Here is an 18,473-nt window from a genome sequence, read left to right on the forward strand (position 1 = left end):
AACTAAGTCATTTACCTAATGGCAATATGCTTTTCCTCAAAAATAACGGCGTCAACCGGCGGACTGATCAAGAAACCCTGCATCTGGTCACAATGCAGTTCCTCTAATAACCGTTGTTGCTCCAGCGACTCGACACCTTCGGCTACAACCGTCATCGACAAGGCGTGAGCCATCTCAATGACGCTTTTCACAATGGCACGATCAGAAGCATTGCTGGCCATCTCGTTAAGAAAGCATCGATCAATCTTGAGTGTGTCCGGCACAAAGGAACGCAAACTTCCCAAGGTCGAATAACCCGTACCGAAGTCGTCCACTGCTATCCGGACGCCCAACGTTTTTAGATCATTGATGATGGCGCTCGACTCGCTGCCTGCCTCAGGCATGATGGACTCGGTAAGCTCCAGTTCCAGGCAGCCCGGCTCAATACCATGTCGCTCCAAACTAGCTCGCACTTGCTCGCATAGGTCGGGTTGCAGCTGGCGAAGCGACAGGTTCACCGCTACTACAAAATGGCCTAGCCCTCTTGATTGCCACTCAGCCAGTTGCGCCAGAGCCTGGTCGATACACCAGAGCCCAACGGGCACGATCAGGCCGGTTTCCTCAAGCAATGAAATGAACCGTAGCGGACTAAGGAGACCATGAGCTGGATGTTCCCAGCGAATCAGGGCCTCGGCGCCACATACCTGTTGATTAGCCATATCCACTTTGGGCTGGTAATACAGAACGAACTCGTTTTGATCGATCGCACGACTAAGTTCAGCTTCAAGCTTAAGCGTATCGAAGCTGTGCTTGAGCAATCCTTGGTTGAAGAATTGATACCCATTGCGCCCAGATTTCTGTACGGCGTACACGGCAGCATTGGCGTTCTTGATCAATTGCTCGGCCGTGTCGCCATCCAGTGGGTACTGAGCTACACCGATGCAACCTGTCAGCCGGATCGATTCTGTCGCCAATAAGAAATGCTCATCAAGCGACTGAAGCAAGGCCTTGATAACATCATGCACATGCGCCATTTCCTCCTCTCGGCTCAACAATACCGCAAATTCATCGCTGGCTAGATTGGCAAGGTAGCCCCTTGCGCCTAGTACGGTCTGGAAACGCTCGGAAACCTGATTGACCAATTCATCCCGTATACGCTGGCCCAGGCATTGCTGGACCCACTTGATACGATCAAGCCCAATGAAGAGTACCGAGAACTCGCGATTACCCTTTCCAGCCTGAACACATTGCTCTTCCAGGCGTTTATGGAACATGACTCGGTTGGGTAACCCACTTAAACTATCGAAATGCGCAGCCGCATAAAGTTGTTCCTGGTAGGTACGCGCCTCGGTGATGTCTTCGGCGATACCCACAATACGAGCAACCTCTCCTTGGGCGTTCGGAAATGGAAAAGCCTTATTACGGACCCACAAAAGTTTACCGTTGGCATCGACTGAGCGGTACTCGACCTCAGCAGACCGGTGATGCCAGATCACTTCTTGGTGAAAGCGCTCAACCAATGGTTGATCATCCTGATGGACAAGGCTGATCCATTGTGTCGCGTTCTCGTATAACAACTCAGGAGAATGTCCCCATATTTTCTGGAAAGCTGGGCTTACATAGCTGACTTTTTCCTTGGAAATGTCATATACCCAGAAGACATGAGGAAGATATTCAACCATTTCCCTGAAACGAGCTTCACTTTCTTGAAGCTGAGCTAAAAGGTCTCGCTGAAAATCGATATCCATCAGCGATCCTGCGAAGCGCACCAATACATCCCCTTCCCGCTCGGCCTTGCCACGGATCCTGAACCAATGCCAGCCCATAGCCGTTTGCAGACGCAGCTCGATATCAAATGGCGCGTCGTGCACCAGATGGCATTCAAGCATAGATACCAACGCCTCGGTCTCATCGGGATGAGTATGTTCAATCAACCACTGTGGAAACGGTTGATGCTCATCAGGGATGCTTCCTATCAATTCAATGAAACGCTCGGACAGGTAAAGCGCTTTACGCTGTGGGATCCACTCCCACAACCCATCGCTCGAGCCTTCGTAAATCAACTTGAGCCGTTGGGCCTGAGTATTTAGTGTTCGCTGAAGACGAGCCGTTTCGGTGACATCCTCATGCACAATGAGTAATTGCTTCTGCTCAGTGTCCATTAGCAGGGCAAACATCTTGAAGACGCGAACCTCATCGCCCAAGTCCATTTTGAACTCCAGGCTGAAAGGATCACCTTCTCCATCTAGCAGAGACTGGAGTTTAGCCAAAATAGTCTGCGCCACGGCCCCGTCCCGACCTGCCATACCTGCACAGAATGTCAGGTAATTCGTTCCAGCATCCGGCCAGTCCCACTGGGCGGGATGGGTATCAATAAACTGGGTCCACGCTTGATTGACGGTAATTACAGTACCGGCTTCGTCCAATACACAGACCAACTGCGGTAGTGCATCAAGAATACTGCGTGTAAAGGCTTCCGCCTGAATCAGGCGCTGCTCGCGATGCTTCTGCAAGGACACATCCTGCATGCAACCGACCAAAAGGCCTTGGGGATGAGCTTTAGGGCGAAGCACCACACCTGCAAATTGAAAGTTTCTCCATGCTCCCGACCGCCCGACGTGCCGGAAACGTAAAGAGACACTCAAGGAAGCTTTTCCCTCGGTCAAATCCAGCAGCGCTGAAACCAGTCCCAGACGATCATCAGGATGCAAATGCTTCATCAGCTCATCCTGATGCGAGCCACCTGTCTCCATGGAGATATTCAGGAGCTGTATCGCCTGCTCGGACAACATAAGTTCACGCGAGGCCAGATCGAATTGCCAATCGGCGAATCGACCAATTTCCTGAGCCAAGCGCAGGCGAGTTTCTGTTGTCTGGCTCTGTTGGACGCTGGCAACATCCGAGGTGATGTTGCTAAAGAACACGGTGATACCGTTAGGCCGCGGATAAGCGCTGACACGATGCCATTGCTGAAAAGGCCGAAAATAGAATTCAAAATGACGAGGGAAACCGGAGTACATCACATCCCGATAAGCTGAACCGAGTTCCCGATCTTCATCCTCTGGGTAAAGATCCCAGATGTAAGCGCCCAATAGCTCTTTTCGTGTGCGCCTGAGCAGGACCTCAGCCATTTCATTGACCTGAATGAAACGCCACTCCTGATCGAGCCGATACATTCCTTCATCAAGGTTATTCAGAAGGGCATCAAATTCATCGTGGGTGTCTTTAAGCTTGGTAGCGTTACGCTGAGCTTCGGTAATGTCCCAAGAGAACGCCAATATCGTCTCGATCTGCCCTTGCTGCCCACGGACAGGCAGGACCAGTACATCCCACCATTTGGCTGTGCCATTGAGCGTGTCACATTGGCCAACAAAACGCCCCGGCACGCCCAAACAGGCCTGATCAAATGCCTGACGCGCCTTTTGAGCCCATTCGTCTTTCCAGAAGCTCAACCAATCCGCGCCGTGGACCTGCTCGGAATTGCAAACGTCCATGAGCAATCGACCTTGGTCATTCATGCTTAAAAGACGACCGCTCAAGTCAATCTCTTTAAGGCATACGTCAGGCGATTGGGTAAGGACGGAACTGAACTGCGCCAACAAGTGGTTGTGTATGTGCTGCTGTTTGATTCTCGCCTTCAGCCGAGCCACTTTCCCAGAAAGATAGCTGACCGAAATAACCAACCCGCAAACGATCACGAGATGAATATCGATATCGTAGGGGTGGGGATCAATGACATACCAGACCAGACACCCTACAAGGGTGACCAGCCCGCAAACGCTGAACGCTTGCCAAGCCAGACGCTTTACCGTGGCCATTGTCAGCGCGCCCCCCCAGACCAGTAACGCAACCTCTAGCCGGCCAACGCTCAGGCAAAGGAGACTGACCATGGAAACGCCCAAGCAGAGCGCCCACGAGGAGGACACCGAAAACGAAGCAGAAGGTGCGTCTGAAGCATCATGACGTGAGAGATAATGCTCCAGGAAACGATCAGCCTGGGATGAAAATGAAGACATAGGGCACTCTTTCAATAGCCAGTGACCTAGTGTGCGAAACTTGCACTACCTTGACTATCAGGGAATTCCCTAAGCCAATAGGCTGTTAATCCTCAGGGCTTATCAAGCCTTTACGTACAGCGTATAAAACCAGCGAGGGCACATCATGCAGATTAAGGCGATCCATGATTTGCGAGCGATGGGTATCTACGGTTTTTACACTGAGTCCAAGGCCCTGAGCGATATCACGTGTCGAGCAACCACGTGCGATCAAACGCAAGATTTCTGTTTGCCGGGGCGTCAATACCGAACCGCCGCTACTACTCTCGCGTGGTCGGCCTTCGACGATAGCGGATTGAATAACGGTCTGGGCAATACCGGGACTTAAATACGACTCGTTGCGTGCCAGGGCTTGCAAAGCAAGGTCTAGCTCCTGTGCAGCCGCATCCTTGAGCAGATAGCCCCGCGCACCTAGGCGTAACGCAGCCAGAACATAGTCAGGTGTAGCATGCATGGAAAGCATAAGAATCTGAACATCTGGATACTGTTCACGCCATTGGCGTAGCGCATCGAGACCACTAAGGTGCTTCATGCTGATATCCAACAATAAGATGTCAGGTTTATGCTCCCGCAGAATACTTTACATCGGAGCCATCTCCTCCCTCCGCCACAACCTCATAGCCAGGCTGGTCTTCGACCAAAGACCGCAGCCCAGCCCTAATCAAGGCATGATCATCAACGAGCGCTACACGGGTTACCAAGCTCATTCTCCTTTCATCAATTAATCGCAACAGGCAGAACCGCTGTGATACGTGTGCCTACGCCCGATATGCTTGAGATCCTGACCTTCCCGTTTAAAGAAGCCACCCGCTCATGCATGCTGGTAAGCCCCAGACTTCTGGCTCCCTGAGACGCATTGCTGACATCAAATCCGCAACCATCATCCAATATCTCTAATCTTAGCCCTTCAACGTCATGACTTAAGGTGATCCTTATGGAAGCCGCCTGCGCATGCTTGGCTACATTGTTCACGGCCTCCTGAATGATTCTGAACGCGACAACCGCCATGTCGGCTGACAGGTTATCCAACGTCCCTTCAACATTCAGCTCCCATTGAGTAGACGTAGCCCCTAGAAATTGGGACAGATGCCACCGCACGGCAGCTTCAAGTCCTAGTGTTTCAAGTTGTAGCGGATGAAGGGACAACGAGAGGCTTTTCACCTTGGCCAGAGCATCATTTACGCTTTGGCCAAGGCCGGTAGCTAATGTTTTGACTTCAGATTCATGGTCGAGTTTGCGAACAAGTCGTTGCAGGTGCAGCTTGATGCCTGTGAGCTGCTGTCCAATATCATCATGCAGATCACGGGCCAGCTGTCGGCGCTCAAACTCCTGCACCTCGATCAACCGCTGGGACAGACGTTGCAAGCTCTTATTGGCTACCTCCAGGTCCCGGCGCATCTGAGAGGCTTGACTGATATCCCGAACAAGCAACTGCACGTCACGGTATCCATGCTCTTCAAGAATGATTTCAGCCAATTCAGCCTCGAACTCTGAGCCGTCCAGCCGTAATAATGTGATATGCCTGAATGTCTGCTCTTGCGTCAGACCTTTATGCAAGGCATCAAGGCGGTCCATCTCGCGCTCCCGATGATCCGGATGGAAACACAGCCCGATATCCAGCGCCCGTAACCGCGCACCTGAATGTTCGGCGAACATATGGCAGGCGGCTTTATTGGCGTATGTAACACGCCTCTGATGGATGATCAGCACACCTTCAGGAAGGCTATCGACCATGTGCTCGTATCGCTTCTGCTGCCTAGCCAGTGCCTGCTCGGCCACCTTGATTTCGGATACATCAATAAACGTCCCGAACAGCGTTCGGGCGACTCCCTGTTCATTTCCTATGAGTTGAGTACGCTCAAACACGTAGCGAAGCTCTCCATTATTTGGAGTAACCCGATACTCATGAGTGGTCTGCCCCACCGAAGCCGCCTCATGATATATCTTGGCCATGCGCGCTCGATCATCCCGGTGAATAAGAGAAAGAAAGCGCTCGAAGGTAAGTTCTTCCTGTCTGGGGTCCAGGTTGAGGATTGAATAAATCTCAGGCGACCAGCGAATCGACTGGTCTTTTAGATCCCGCTCCCAATAACCCATCATGCCGATATGCTGGGCCAGCTCAAGCTGCCTCAAGCTATTGGCCAGCTTTTTCTCAAGCTCGAAATGGGCACTGACGTTTTGTGCCATCAGAAGCCCGTAAGGCTCATGTTTGAAAATATGCTCATGGCAAAGCACATCTACATCCATGGAATTGCCGGATTGATTGATATGCTTGCGAATGCCAGAAAGACGCTGATTGTTAATACCGTTTTTATGGGTGCGATTTTTAAATTCATCCCTATCACTAGGTGCGTACAAGTCAGTGATCTTCAGCTGGGCAAATTGAGCACTGGTGTAACCATAAGTCCTGTGAGCCGCCTCATTTGCCTTGATGATAAGCAGACTGTGCTTGTCATAGAGCCACATGGGTGCTGGATGGATTTCGAATAACGCTCGGTAATCGCCTTCCGACTGGCTGATCAGTCGCTGGGTCTGAATCGCAATTTGAGTCAGCCGCTTGATAAACCACCATCCCGTGATGGCCGTGAACAAGGTAAATAGCAGCCCGCGAAGTGTATAGCTCCATTCAGGAAGCTTTAATGTCTCAATGACAAAGGACGTACCTACGACCCAAAGGACACCCACTACGGTATATACCAGAACCAGTCGCCACGGGGCTGCCAGCAGGACATTTCGAGAGGACGACACGTGGGTGTCAATATCGGATGAACGCATAAACATCAAAGGACGGATTACCTATTCAAGTGACTCGCCTCAACACGAGGTGCTTATCTAACTAGTAGCACTGAATGGCCGTTTGGCTAAGTAAATCGACGCTGCATATCCCTTGAAACTGTCATCAGCCCAGCCTTTCCATAAGGATGTCGGCCTCTCTTTGATAAGCTTTACGTCTATAGCTGAAACGATTCATTACTTTCTTCTTAGTAATTACGTATGGCCTGTTCAAACGGACTGGGATTGGTAGTATCCATTCCCTTATATAGGCTGGTATTACTACTCGCCTGATGACCGTTCAGCTGCTAAAGCCGCTCTAGCTGGGAGGCTGGGGAACCAGAGCCCGAGAAGCCCAGTCGGAATTGACAAGCGTTGAATCATCAGCGCGACCAGGTCCAAGTTCCTTGCAGCATTGAGGTGAGATGCCATGATGATCATCGATATCACCCGCAGCTATGCGCGCAATGTGTCTGCTGTGGCACGTATTCAAACTATTCAAGCCGCTAACGACGCTGATGCCGGTAGTGTTGATAACACCCCCCTTCCGCCTGAAAGCCCTACTTCGCTTTAAACCCACCGACTGAATCAGCCGATAAAGCCGCGCTTCGCGGCTTTTTGATTCCTAAGGACTCTGGATGATGTCCATCGACTGGTCGACATTTCTCTCCTCTCCGTGGCTGGCTACTCTGGTAGCGGCATGTGTTTCGATGGCGATCGCCAGTATTGCCGTACTGGTTATTTCTACTGTACTTAAACGAATCGCGCGGCCTTTTTTGCTGGCCCAGACACTGATCCGCTACTCCGAGCGCCCTGCCCGGTTTCTGATCCCGCTGATAGCGTTGCAAGGCGTATTGGGCTCAGCGCCTGACACCCTGCCCCTGATCGGTGGCTTAAGGCACCTGACGGCCCTGATCACAATCGCTGCCTTTACTTGGCTAGGTTTACGGTGCGTAAAAGCCATTGGCGCGACCATTTCCATCCGTCACCCGGTCAATATCGAAGATAACCTTCGTGCCAGACGTATCCAGACCCAGACGCGCGTCATGGTGCGCAGCCTGGGTTTTGTCGTCTTTCTGGTAGGCCTGTCGTCCATGCTGATGACGTTTCCCGAGGTCAGGCAAATCGGTGCCAGTCTGCTCGCTTCCGCTGGTGTGGCCGGTATCGTGGCGGGTATCGCCGCACGCCCTGTACTGGGCAATCTCATTGCCGGTCTGCAGATTGCCGTGACCCAACCCATTCGAATTGATGATGTCGTGATCGTCGAGGGGGAATGGGGCCGGGTTGAAGAGATTACCGGAACCTATGTCGTGGTGCGGATCTGGGATGATCGGCGCTTGGTGGTACCCCTGCAGTACTTTATCGAAAAACCTTTTCAGAACTGGACCCGCACCAATTCCAGCCTCATGGGATCGGTCTTTATGTGGGTGGACTATTCACTTCCGATGGAGCCGATACGCGCTGAATTGGAGCGTGTGTGCAACGAAGTGCCCCATTTGTGGGATGGCCGTGTATGCGTCTTGCAAGTTACGGACGCTTCGGACAGAGCCATACAACTACGCGTCCTCGTTACCTCTCCAGACTCGTCCAAAAACTGGGATCTGCGCTGCCATGTACGTGAGCGCCTGATTGCCTTCGTAAATCGGGAATTTCCAGAGTGTTTGCCTCAGCTGCGGGCGGAAGTGGGCACGCAAATCAAACGGCCTCATTCAGTATCCGACGAAATGCACAACACGCCAGCTAGACAGCCTGAAATCTGAATTTAAGGCGATTACGCAGAGTACTGTCGCGTAATTGTAATGATCTTCGCTAAAGCTGCAGGCGCGTGCTTTATTTCAAACCAGCCAGAAGCGGCACGGTTCTAGCACGTTCGTCAAATGTGCATACCCAACCAGGAAACTTAGGCGAGCTGGCGCAGGTCATCTTTTATGCAGACTGGACTATCGGGCGCAACCTTGCAATGCCCTTTGTCCAGTTCCTTACAGGGGGACGTCGCCAGGGGGCTGTAAGCAGCATGGCTGTGGACGTTTTTGATCGGTATGTCGGCTTCGACGAGAAGCGTTCATTGGGCAAACCTCAGTCATTACTGCTTTTTGGGAGCGCAATATGGCAAATGCCGTTGTGGGGAAATTTGAAACGCTTGTAGCTGCGAACTCAGCAGAAGTGCGCAATGCCAATCGCTTCCCTACTCAAACCGACGAGCGCCAGCTCAAGCTGAGCTCAGTCGTTGAAACACGTAAGCGTATTTTGTTCGTAACACCCGAGATTACCGATTTCGTAAAAGCTGGTGGCCTGGGAGAAGTCTCCGCCGCCCTGCCACGTGCGTTGTCTTCCAAGCATGACGTCCGGGTTCTTATTCCCGGCTATCGTCCTGTCATGGATGCCATCCGCGACGAAATGCAAATTGTCGGACGTATTCCGGCACTGGCTGCCATGCCTGCCTGCGACATCGCCCGTGTCGATCAGGAAGACGGTCTCGTGATTTATGTGTTGGTCTGCCCCGAACTTTATGAGCGTCCGGGCACACCTTATGCCGATACCCATGGTGCCGACTGGGTCGACAACCATATCCGCTTTGGTCGACTGGCTTCGGCGGCAGCGGATCTGGCAGCAGGCACGGCGTCCATTCGCTGGTGCCCTGATCTCCTGCACTTGAATGACTGGCAGACAGGCCTGGCCGCAGGTTATGTGCAATGGCGCGGACTGAAAACACCGTCAGTGATGACCATTCACAACCTGGCCTATCAAGGCGTATTCCCCCGTTACTGCATGGCAGACCTCGGTATCCCGGCCGAAGCGTTTTCCATTGACGGTCTTGAGTATTACGGCAAGATCTCCTTTCTCAAAGCAGGCTTGAGCTACGCCAGTCACATTACGACGGTAAGCCAGACTTATGCCAAGGAAATCACCACACCCGAGTTTGGTTGTGGGCTGGAAGGTCTGCTTCAGGTCAAGGCCAAGCAGGGCAAGCTGTCCGGAATTCTCAACGGAATCGACGAGGGCTGGGATCCTTGCAATGACCCGCATTTGTGCCAGAGCTTTTCTCCTTATGACTGGGCAGGCAAGCGGGCCAATGCAGACCGTATCCGTGAAGATTTCGGTCTTGAAGTCTCAGAAGGCCCCTTGTTCGCGGTCGTTTCCCGTCTGGTGCACCAAAAAGGTATCGATCTAACCATTGAAGCAGTTGACCACATCGTCTCTCGCGGTGGCCAATTGGTGATCATTGGTTGCGGAGAGCCTGCGGTCGAGCGTGCAGTGAATGAGCTGTCCAAGCGCTACAAGGGTCGCGTTGGCGTACACGTAGGTTTCTGCGAGACCGAAGCTCGCCGCATGTTTGCAGGCAGCGACTTCCTGTTGATGCCCTCTCGCTTCGAGCCTTGTGGCTTGAGCCAGATGTATGCGCAGCGCTTTGCCTCTCTGCCGATTGCACGCCGTACAGGTGGTCTGGCAGACAGTATTGAAGACGGTGTTACCGGTTTCCTGTTCGACAAGCACACTCTGGAAAGCTACACGAAGTCCATTAATCGTGCGTTCGAAGTGTTCGAGCGTAAGGATCTGCTTCAAGCCATGCGTCGACGCGCCATGAGCGGCCCGTTCTACTGGTCTCAGAGCGCTCAACCGTACGATGAGCTCTATCAATCGCTGCTTTCTAAAGTTCGTCAGGAACAAGCTGCGATCTGATTCAACTTTAGCGCCATCTTTCTGGTCATAGAAAGAACACTCCCGCCTTCATGGCGGGAGCGCGCACCACAAACCGAACCTGCACCCACGTGCCTTACCCTGCCCTCCACTGGGAGACAGAACGCATGAAGGACTTGTCACGCCCGTCCAAAAATAACCGCTACGCCTGGCAATGCACGGCTGGCGCCACTCTTCTCTCCGACAATCGTACCCAATTCTGTTTCTGGGCCCCCAGCGCCACGGCTGTCGACGTAGTTCTCGATGGCGGCATGATTGTTCCCATGCAAGCCCTCGATGGGGGTTGGTTTAGTGCTGAAGCCGCCTGTGGTGTCGGCACACGCTACCGCTATCGTATCGGTGACCTTCTGGTTCCCGATCCTGCGTCCCGGGCCCAGGCGGGTGACGTACATGAAGCCAGCATTGTCATTGATCCGCATACCTATGAATGGCGTCATACTGAGTGGAGCGGCCGCCCCTGGCACGAGAGTGTTATCTACGAAGTCCATGTCGGTACACTGGGTGGATTCAAAGGCGTTGCAGATATTCTGCCCAAGCTGGCTGCACTCGGGGTCACGGCCATCGAGCTAATGCCGCTGAGCGAATTCCCTGGCGGTCGCAACTGGGGTTATGACGGTGTGCTGCCCTACGCCGTGGAATCCTCCTACGGCACGCCTGAAGATCTCAAGGCCATGATCGATACGGCCCATGAGCATGGTCTTATGGTGTTCCTTGATGTGGTCTATAACCACTTCGGCCCGGACGGCAACTACCTGCACGCCTACGCCGAAAAATTCTTCCGTGAAGACATCCACACGCCCTGGGGTGCAGCTATTGACTTCCGTCAACAGGCCGTACGCAGCTACTTCAAGGACAATGCCTTGATGTGGCTGATGGAATACCGCTTCGACGGTCTGCGCTTCGATGCGGTCCACGCCATTGGAGACAAGGGTTTCCTGATGGAAATGGCTGACGAGATTCGCTCAACGGTCGAGCCGGGCCGCCATGTGCATCTCGTTCTGGAAAACGAGGACAACACCGCTTCCCTACTGGGCGGCGTACATTACGATGGGCAGTGGGCGGATGACTGGCACAATGTGATTCACCCCATGATTACCGGCGAGAACGAAGGGTACTACCAGGACTTCACCCAAGACGCCACTGCCAAGCTGGTTCGTTGCCTGAGCGAGGGCTTTATCTACCAGGGCGAAGACACTCGCCACGGCAAGGGGCGCGGGGAGCCGAGCAGCCATCTGCAACCAACGGCCTTTGTCATCTTCCTGCAGAACCACGACCAGATTGGCAACCGTGCCCTTGGTGAGCGCCTGACACTTCTCGCCCCAGAGGATGCTCTAAAAGCCGCTACGACTCTCTTGCTGCTCAGCCCCATGATTCCACTGCTCTTCATTGGTGAGGAGTGGGGTAGCCGGCAGCCCTTCCTGTTCTTTACCAGTCATAACGAAGAGTTAGCCAAGCTGGTAAGAGACGGTCGCCGCAACGAGTTCAAGGATTTCGAATTTTTCACCCATGAGGAAAACCGGGAAAAGATCCCGGACCCTAATGCGGTTACCACCTTTGAAGATTCGAAGCCCAATTTTGGAGAAGCGGACCAGCCAGATCATGCCTTGTGGGTCGGTCTATACAAAAAGCTTCTCGAGATTCGCCATCAGGAGATTATTCCGCGTCTGCCTGGTGCTCGTCCGGCAGAGGCTAAAGCGTTAGGCGAAAAGGCGGTCACCGCCTGCTGGACGCTGGGTGATGGTGCCCGCCTTACGTTGGAAATCAACCTGAGCGAGCAAGCCGTTTCTGTCGATGCCAAGCAACCGGGTCGACTGCTCTTCGCCAGCACGGATAGCGGTCTCTCCACGCGCGAACAAGGCCAACTGGCTGGACATACCGCCTTCGCCTGGCTGGAGGATGCTCAATGAACGATTCTGACCAACTGCACGCACTAGCAGAAAAAGCTGGCATCTCCATTCACTGGGATGCCTATGACGGCACGCCTCAACAGGTATCGGATGAGGCCTTGTGTAGTCTGCTCGCCGCACTTGGCTTGCCCGCAGATTCGGAGGCGGACATCAAGGCTAGCCTGGCCAAACTGGATGAGCTGGAAGACAGCGAAAACCTTCCTCCCCTCATTACCGGAGACTGCAACAAGCCTGTCGGCCGGACAGGTCAGTTCAAGGCTGGACAGACCTATGCGATTACCCTTGAATCGGGTAGCAGCGTGACCGGCAAGGTGGACGGGAACGGCCAACTCACGCCCATCGACACCATGGGCTATCACACCCTGAAAATAGGCGAACAGCAGGTCACCCTGGCGATTGCACCCGAGCGCTGCTACAGCATTGCCGATGCCCTGGGTAAACCCGAACCGCGCACCTGGGGTTTGGCCGTGCAGGTGTATAGCCTGCGTCGTCCCGGGGATGGTGGCCTGGGTGATCTGAAAGCGCTCGAAGAGTTTGTTTGCTCGGCAGCTAAGCTGGGCGCTCATGCGGTTGCCATTAGCCCGCTGCATGCCATGTTCAGTGCCGACGGTAACCGTTACAGCCCCTATTCGCCCTCCAGCCGGATGTTTCTCAATATCCTGAATGCTTCACCCGCCGCGATTCTAGGTGAGGAAGCGCTCAAACATGCGTTGGACAAAACCGGGCTGGCGCAGGAATGGTCCCGCCTGGAAGGGCTGGAAATGGTCGACTGGCCTGCCGTGGCGAAGACTCGCCTTCGTGTACTTAGAGCGCTATTCATGGACTTCCGTGTGAAAAGCGGTGAGTTACAGGACGATTTCAAGGCCTTCCGTCAACAGGGCGGCGAAGCGCTGGAGAACCACTGCCGGTTCGAAGCGCTACACGCATCCTTTGCCCATGGCACCGCGGCGCCCAGCTGGCAGCATTGGCCAAAGGAATATCAGGACCCTCAAAATCCTGCTGTCGCCACGTTTGCTGAAACCCATGCACAAGACGTGGAGTTCTATGCGTTCACGCAGTGGCTGGCCGCCCGCGGCCTGGAAAGCGCACAAAAGGCTGCTCAAGCGTCAGGTATGAAAATCGGCCTTGTTGCTGATATTGCCGTAGGCGCAGATGGCGGCGGCAGTCAGGCCTGGAGCCGGCAGGAAGAGCTGCTGTCGTCTGTCAGCGTTGGAGCACCACCCGACCTGCTCAACCAGCGCGGCCAGGGCTGGGGCATCTCTGCATTCTCGCCGTCTGGTCTGCAGCGCCACGGCTTTCGGGCATTTCTTGAAATGCTCAAGGCGAATTTTGCCCACGCAGGCGGTGTACGTATCGACCATGTGATGGGTCTGCAACGACTGTGGCTGGTGCCCGAGGGCGCCTCACCGGCCGATGGCGCCTATCTGTCTTATCCCATTCAAGACATGCTTCGTCTGGTGGCGATCGAGTCCTGGCGTAACGAATGTATTGTCATGGGTGAAGACTTGGGCACCGTACCGGAAGGGTTTCGTGAGCGTCTGATGGAAAAGTCCATCATGGGCATGCAAGTGCTGATGTTTGAGCGCGACGAGGACCAGAACTTCAAAGAGATCGAAGATTGGAACAATACCTCCATCGCCATGACCACGACGCACGATCTTCCTACCATGACTGGCTGGTGGATTGCGCGTGATGTCGAATGGCAGGCCCGGCTGGAACAGTTGGCGGAAGACACCACCGAAGAAAAAGAAAAGCAGAATCGTGCAGAGGATCGCCAGCGCCTGGCCAAGACATTGGGCCTGAAAGACACCAGCCCTGATAGCGCCAAAGCGGCTGTGGATGCCTGCATAAGCCATATCGGTAAAACACCGGCACCGCTGGTTATCCTGCCGGTTGAAGATGCCTTGGGCCTGGAAGAACAAGCCAACCTGCCCGGCACCATCGATAGCCACCCCAATTGGCGCCGTCGCTGGCCGGATCAGGCCAGCACCCTACTCAATAACGAAACCCCCAAGCGTCGCCTGCAGTTACTGGCGGCAGCCCGTCAAGAAGCGGAGAGCCACTCATCATGAGCCCAGTGCGCGCGACTGTTCGCCTGCAGTTTCACAAGGACTTTACCCTGGACGATGCCATTCCCCTGGTCGATTATTTTGCCGACCTGGGCATCAGTCATATCTATGCCTCCCCCATCACCACGGCCAGAGCCGGCTCGGTTCACGGCTATGACGTTGTGGACCCTACCCGCGTCAATCCTGAATTGGGCGGTGAAGAGGCCTTGCGCCGTTTGGTTGCCCGTCTGCGCGAGCGTGGCATGGGACTGATCGTCGACTTTGTACCCAACCACATGAGCGTGGGCGGATCGGAGAATGCGTGGTGGCTGGATGTGCTCAAATGGGGACGCCATAGCCCATACGCCAAATTCTACGACATCAATTGGTACAGCCCCGACCCTGAATTGCATGGTCAGCTACTGCTGCCTTTCTTGGGTGGCGCTTATGGTGACATTCTGCAGGCCGGTGAGTTGAAGCTGGTATTTGATGAGAAAGACGGTTTCCGGGTCGAGTACTACGCGCACCATTTCCCTATTTCACCGCCTACCTACGCCGATATCCTACGCGCAAGCGATGCCTCCGAGTTGCGCCTGTTTGCCGATGCGTTCGAGACCCGCGAGGGTGACCGTGAAGGCGCCAACGAGGCCGTTACCCAGTTGGCAGAAAGTGCTCGTCAAAACCCTGCAGTCAAGGCAGCGCTGGACCAATGCCTGGCAGCTTTCGATGCAAGCGACGCGGCCAATCACGAGCGTCTGCATGCGCTGCTGGAGCGTCAACATTACCGTCTGGCAAGCTGGCGTACCGCTTCCGACGATATCAACTGGCGCCGCTTCTTCGATATCACCGAATTGGGTGGCCTGCGCATGGAGCGCCCCGAGGTCTTCGACGCGCTGCATGCCATGATTTTCCGACTAATCGGCGAAGGCTTGATCGACGGTCTGCGCCTGGACCATATCGACGGTCTGGCCAATCCCCGTGGCTATTGCCGCAAGCTGCGTCGACAGATCGATACGATCTGCCAGAGCCGTTCCAACGGCACGCCTGAAGGCGGCTTCCCCATTTATGTGGAGAAGATCCTTGCCGAGGGCGAGCACCTGCGTGGCGACTGGGGCATTGACGGCACCACCGGCTATGAGTTCATGAACGAAGTGTCGGGGGTTATGCATGATCCGGCCGGCGAAAAACCTCTGAACGAATTCTGGGCTGAAAAGACCGGACGCCCAGCCGACTTCATGGAAGAAGTTCGTGAGGCGCGCCGCCTCGTGGTGACTACTGCACTGGCCAGTGAATTCGAATCCACTGCGCATACCTTGCATGTTGTGGCTCAGCAGGACTGGCGTACCCGTGACATCAGCCTGGGTTCCATTAGGCGCGTCTTGCTTGAGCTGATTACCTACTTCCCGGTTTACCGCACTTACGCCAGCGCAGCCGGCTTTACTGGTGAGGATGAAAAGTTCTTCCAAAAAGCCGTAGACGGTGCGCGCCCCAATCTTTCGGAAGCCGAGCTACCAGTACTGGAGCTGCTGCATGAATGGTTGGGTGGCAAGGCTCCCTGCCGTCAGCCGGTGGGTAGCGTGGCACGTCGCGAGCAGCGTCGCGCTATTACCAAGTTCCAGCAGCTGACCTCACCCGTTGCAGCCAAGGCCGTGGAAGACACCTCCTGTTACCGCTCAGGCGCCCTGCTCTCGCGCAACGATGTGGGATTCGACCCACAGAACTTCAGCCAGAGCACAGAAGAGTTCCATGCAAGCAGCAAACTGCGGTCCGAGCAGTTCCCACGCAACATGCTGACTACCGCGACCCATGACCACAAACGCGGCGAAGACACACGCGCACGCCTCGCGGTCATCTCCGAAATGGCTGATCTCTATACCCAGGCCGCAACCCGCTGGTTGGAGATGGGTTCACCGCTGCGGGGAACCTTTGCTGACAAGCCTGCCCCTACCCCAGGTGATGAGCTGATGCTCTACCAAACCCTGCTGGCCAGCTGGCCGCTTGATCTGGCAGCCGATGACAAGCAGGGGCTTCAGGCGTATCTGGACCGTCTCCTGCCCTGGCAGGAAAAAGCCTTACGTGAAGAGAAGCTTGAGTCAGACTGGTGGACGCCTAATACCGAATACGAAGCAGCGTGCCGTAATTTCCTGGAACAATTGATCACCGGTGAAAAAGGCGCGGCACTTCGTAAGGAAATTGTCGAGACGGTAGCCCGTATCGGTCCTGCAGGTGCGCTGAACGGCATGACCCAGGCGGTGCTTAGAATGACCGCACCCGGTGTACCGGACCTCTATCAGGGATGTGACTTCTGGGATCTGAGTCTGGTCGAGCCTGACAACCGCCGCCCGGTGGATTACCCGCCTCGCATCGCTGCGCTGAAAGAGGCCAAGGCCCCGGCAGAGCTGCTTTCCAGCTGGAAGGATGGCCGCGTTAAGCAGAGTGTAATTGCAAGAACCCTGGCGGCCCGTACCTCCCATGCGGATGTGTTTCTCAAGGGCCAGTACATACCGCTGGAAGTCTCGGGAGCACAGGCGAGCCACGTGCTGGCATTCGCCCGTGAGTATCAGGGCAAGGCCGCTATCATTATTGTACCGCTGCGCGTTTGGCGCTTCATTGGGGAGAACCCCACTCCCTCTTTTGAGGCATCAGCATGGCAGGACACCTCTGTAAAAGTGCCAAAACAGTTCATCGATCAAATTTTTACGGAAACTTTCAGCCATTCATCTGTCCATGTGAAACAGAGTGAACTTTCATTAAGCGAGCTTCTTGCGAGCTTTCCTCTTGGTTTATTGATTACACAAGACCTGTCACAAGGAGAGACATTATAATGAGTCAACGCACCGAACGCATTCAGCAGCTCGCCTACCAGATTTGGGAGTCCGAAGGTCGCCCTGCTCATCAAGAGCATCGCCATTGGGAAATGGCTGCCAAGCTCTATGAAGCCGAGCAGCAGCAAGGTGTAGCGCCTGAAGCTGCAGCAGCGCCTGTAGCCAAGCCCAAGAAGCCTCGTGCAACCAAGCCCAAGGCTGCCTCGCTGGCCGAGAAAGCGGTCGAAAAGGTCAAGGAAGCCGTCAAGCCCAAGACTGAAAAGCCTCCGGTCGAAAAAACCACAGCTGCCGCCGCAGCACCCAAGAAGCCCCGTACTCCGCGTACCAAGGCCGTACCTAAAGAGTAAGTCCTGCCTTAATGTCTCTACCCCTTCTGCTACTAGCAGAAGGGGTAAACACTTTTTCTCTTTGATATGTGGCTCTGCATATATATCAAAAGGCCATATACCTTTTATCCGGATACTATCAACAGCCGATAAAAGGCTGGAACTAGCCTTACCTCTGCGTATCAATTCCAGCACTCGATTCAAGGTGTTCGGGTGTAATTTTAATCCTATGAGAATTGATGCCATGGCACACCGTCCTGAAGTTCCTCAACCTGACCCGATCGTAAGTGACAATCCTGCCAAGATGCCTAGCTGCATTGAGTTTGAACCACGCGATCTAGACGGCTGGTTAACTTCCGAGCCTAATTGCTGCCAACTAAATGCCAATCCACACACGGCGGATTTTAATTAATCAGTTAAGACTCAAATAAATAGGTCTTACCATGCGCCATCTATTTGCAGGTAATGTTCTCAACCTACCATTTAAGCAAGCGATGAGCATCCAAAAAAGGCCTGGACCGCTCGTCAGCCGTGGGCTCTAGCGGGTGAACCGTAGCCTCATGAGGCTATCCCATACAGTGAAGGGTTAGCAGTTAATAGCGGTAATAACTGCTATTTCCAGAAACCAACGTGAGGGTAAATTCATGACTGCCAAGAACAACAATCCTGGTAATTTTGCCAATGATCGTGAAAGAGCGGCCGAAGCCGGACGTAAAGGTGGCCGTAATAGCGGAGGCAACTTTGCCAACGACCGTGAGCGTGCAGCTGAAGCCGGCCGCAAGGGCGGTTCCAAATAAAAGGTGTTGATCTTCCGACTCGTTACTAAGTTGTGCGGCTCACTATTAAAAAGGCGGAAAAGAAT

General features: G+C 54.2%; 9 protein-coding genes and 2 pseudogenes. 8 read left to right on the top strand and 3 right to left on the bottom strand.

Translation table 11 applies throughout. The features are described 5' to 3' along the window. Positions 1 to 11: 11 nt before the first annotated feature. The 3 genes and pseudogenes from B3729_RS00255 to B3729_RS00265 all read right to left on the bottom strand — a co-directional run bounded on the left by B3729_RS00255 (position 12) and on the right by B3729_RS00265 (position 6,782). Positions 12 to 3,995, bottom strand: coding sequence for a sensor domain-containing protein (locus B3729_RS00255; RefSeq protein ID WP_286786698.1), 3,984 nt, complete (start codon positions 3,993 to 3,995; stop codon positions 12 to 14). 85 nt (positions 3,996 to 4,080) lie between these two features. Further along, positions 4,081 to 4,735: pseudogene (locus tag B3729_RS00260) on the bottom strand (response regulator). A gap of 16 nt (positions 4,736 to 4,751) precedes the next feature. Continuing rightward, complete coding sequence (locus B3729_RS00265) at positions 4,752 to 6,782, bottom strand: PAS domain S-box protein (RefSeq protein ID WP_286786699.1); 2,031 nt, start codon at positions 6,780 to 6,782, stop codon at positions 4,752 to 4,754. 454 nt (positions 6,783 to 7,236) lie between these two features. Between B3729_RS00265 and B3729_RS00270 the strand changes: the two genes are divergently transcribed. From B3729_RS00270 to B3729_RS00305, 8 genes and pseudogenes are all read left to right on the top strand, one after another. Then, on the top strand, positions 7,237 to 7,380 hold the full coding sequence (locus B3729_RS00270) for a hypothetical protein (protein WP_010798360.1): 144 nt from the start codon (positions 7,237 to 7,239) through the stop codon (positions 7,378 to 7,380). Positions 7,381 to 7,444: 64 nt separating this feature from the next. After that, entirely contained in the window at positions 7,445 to 8,566 is a 1,122-nt protein-coding gene (locus tag B3729_RS00275; RefSeq protein ID WP_150347357.1) for a mechanosensitive ion channel family protein, read from the top strand. 346 nt (positions 8,567 to 8,912) lie between these two features. Beyond that, the gene (glgA, locus tag B3729_RS00280; RefSeq protein ID WP_150347356.1) at positions 8,913 to 10,487 is read left to right on the top strand and encodes a glycogen synthase GlgA; all 1,575 of its coding nucleotides are present in this window, start codon (positions 8,913 to 8,915) and stop codon (positions 10,485 to 10,487) included. Positions 10,488 to 10,612: 125 nt separating this feature from the next. Beyond that, complete coding sequence (gene treZ, locus B3729_RS00285) at positions 10,613 to 12,412, top strand: malto-oligosyltrehalose trehalohydrolase (protein WP_286786700.1); 1,800 nt, start codon at positions 10,613 to 10,615, stop codon at positions 12,410 to 12,412. After that, on the top strand, positions 12,409 to 14,484 hold the full coding sequence (gene malQ, locus B3729_RS00290; RefSeq protein ID WP_286786701.1) for a 4-alpha-glucanotransferase: 2,076 nt from the start codon (positions 12,409 to 12,411) through the stop codon (positions 14,482 to 14,484). The genes treZ and malQ overlap by 4 nt, the downstream gene beginning before the upstream one ends. Continuing rightward, positions 14,481 to 17,285 (top strand): malto-oligosyltrehalose synthase, encoded by a 2,805-nt coding sequence (treY, locus tag B3729_RS00295; RefSeq protein ID WP_286786702.1) that lies wholly within the window; start codon positions 14,481 to 14,483, stop codon positions 17,283 to 17,285. The genes malQ and treY overlap by 4 nt, the downstream gene beginning before the upstream one ends. After that, on the top strand, positions 17,285 to 17,632 hold the full coding sequence (locus B3729_RS00300) for a DUF2934 domain-containing protein (RefSeq protein WP_286786703.1): 348 nt from the start codon (positions 17,285 to 17,287) through the stop codon (positions 17,630 to 17,632). The genes treY and B3729_RS00300 overlap by 1 nt, the downstream gene beginning before the upstream one ends. Positions 17,633 to 18,279: 647 nt before the next feature. Next, positions 18,280 to 18,408, top strand: a pseudogene (locus tag B3729_RS00305) (general stress protein); the annotation flags it as partial. Positions 18,409 to 18,473: the final 65 nt, after the last annotated feature.

The sequence above is a fragment of the Pseudomonas sp. UBA3149 genome (assembly GCF_002364655.1).
In the GTDB taxonomy this organism is placed as follows: domain Bacteria; phylum Pseudomonadota; class Gammaproteobacteria; order Pseudomonadales; family Pseudomonadaceae; genus Chryseomonas; species Chryseomonas luteola.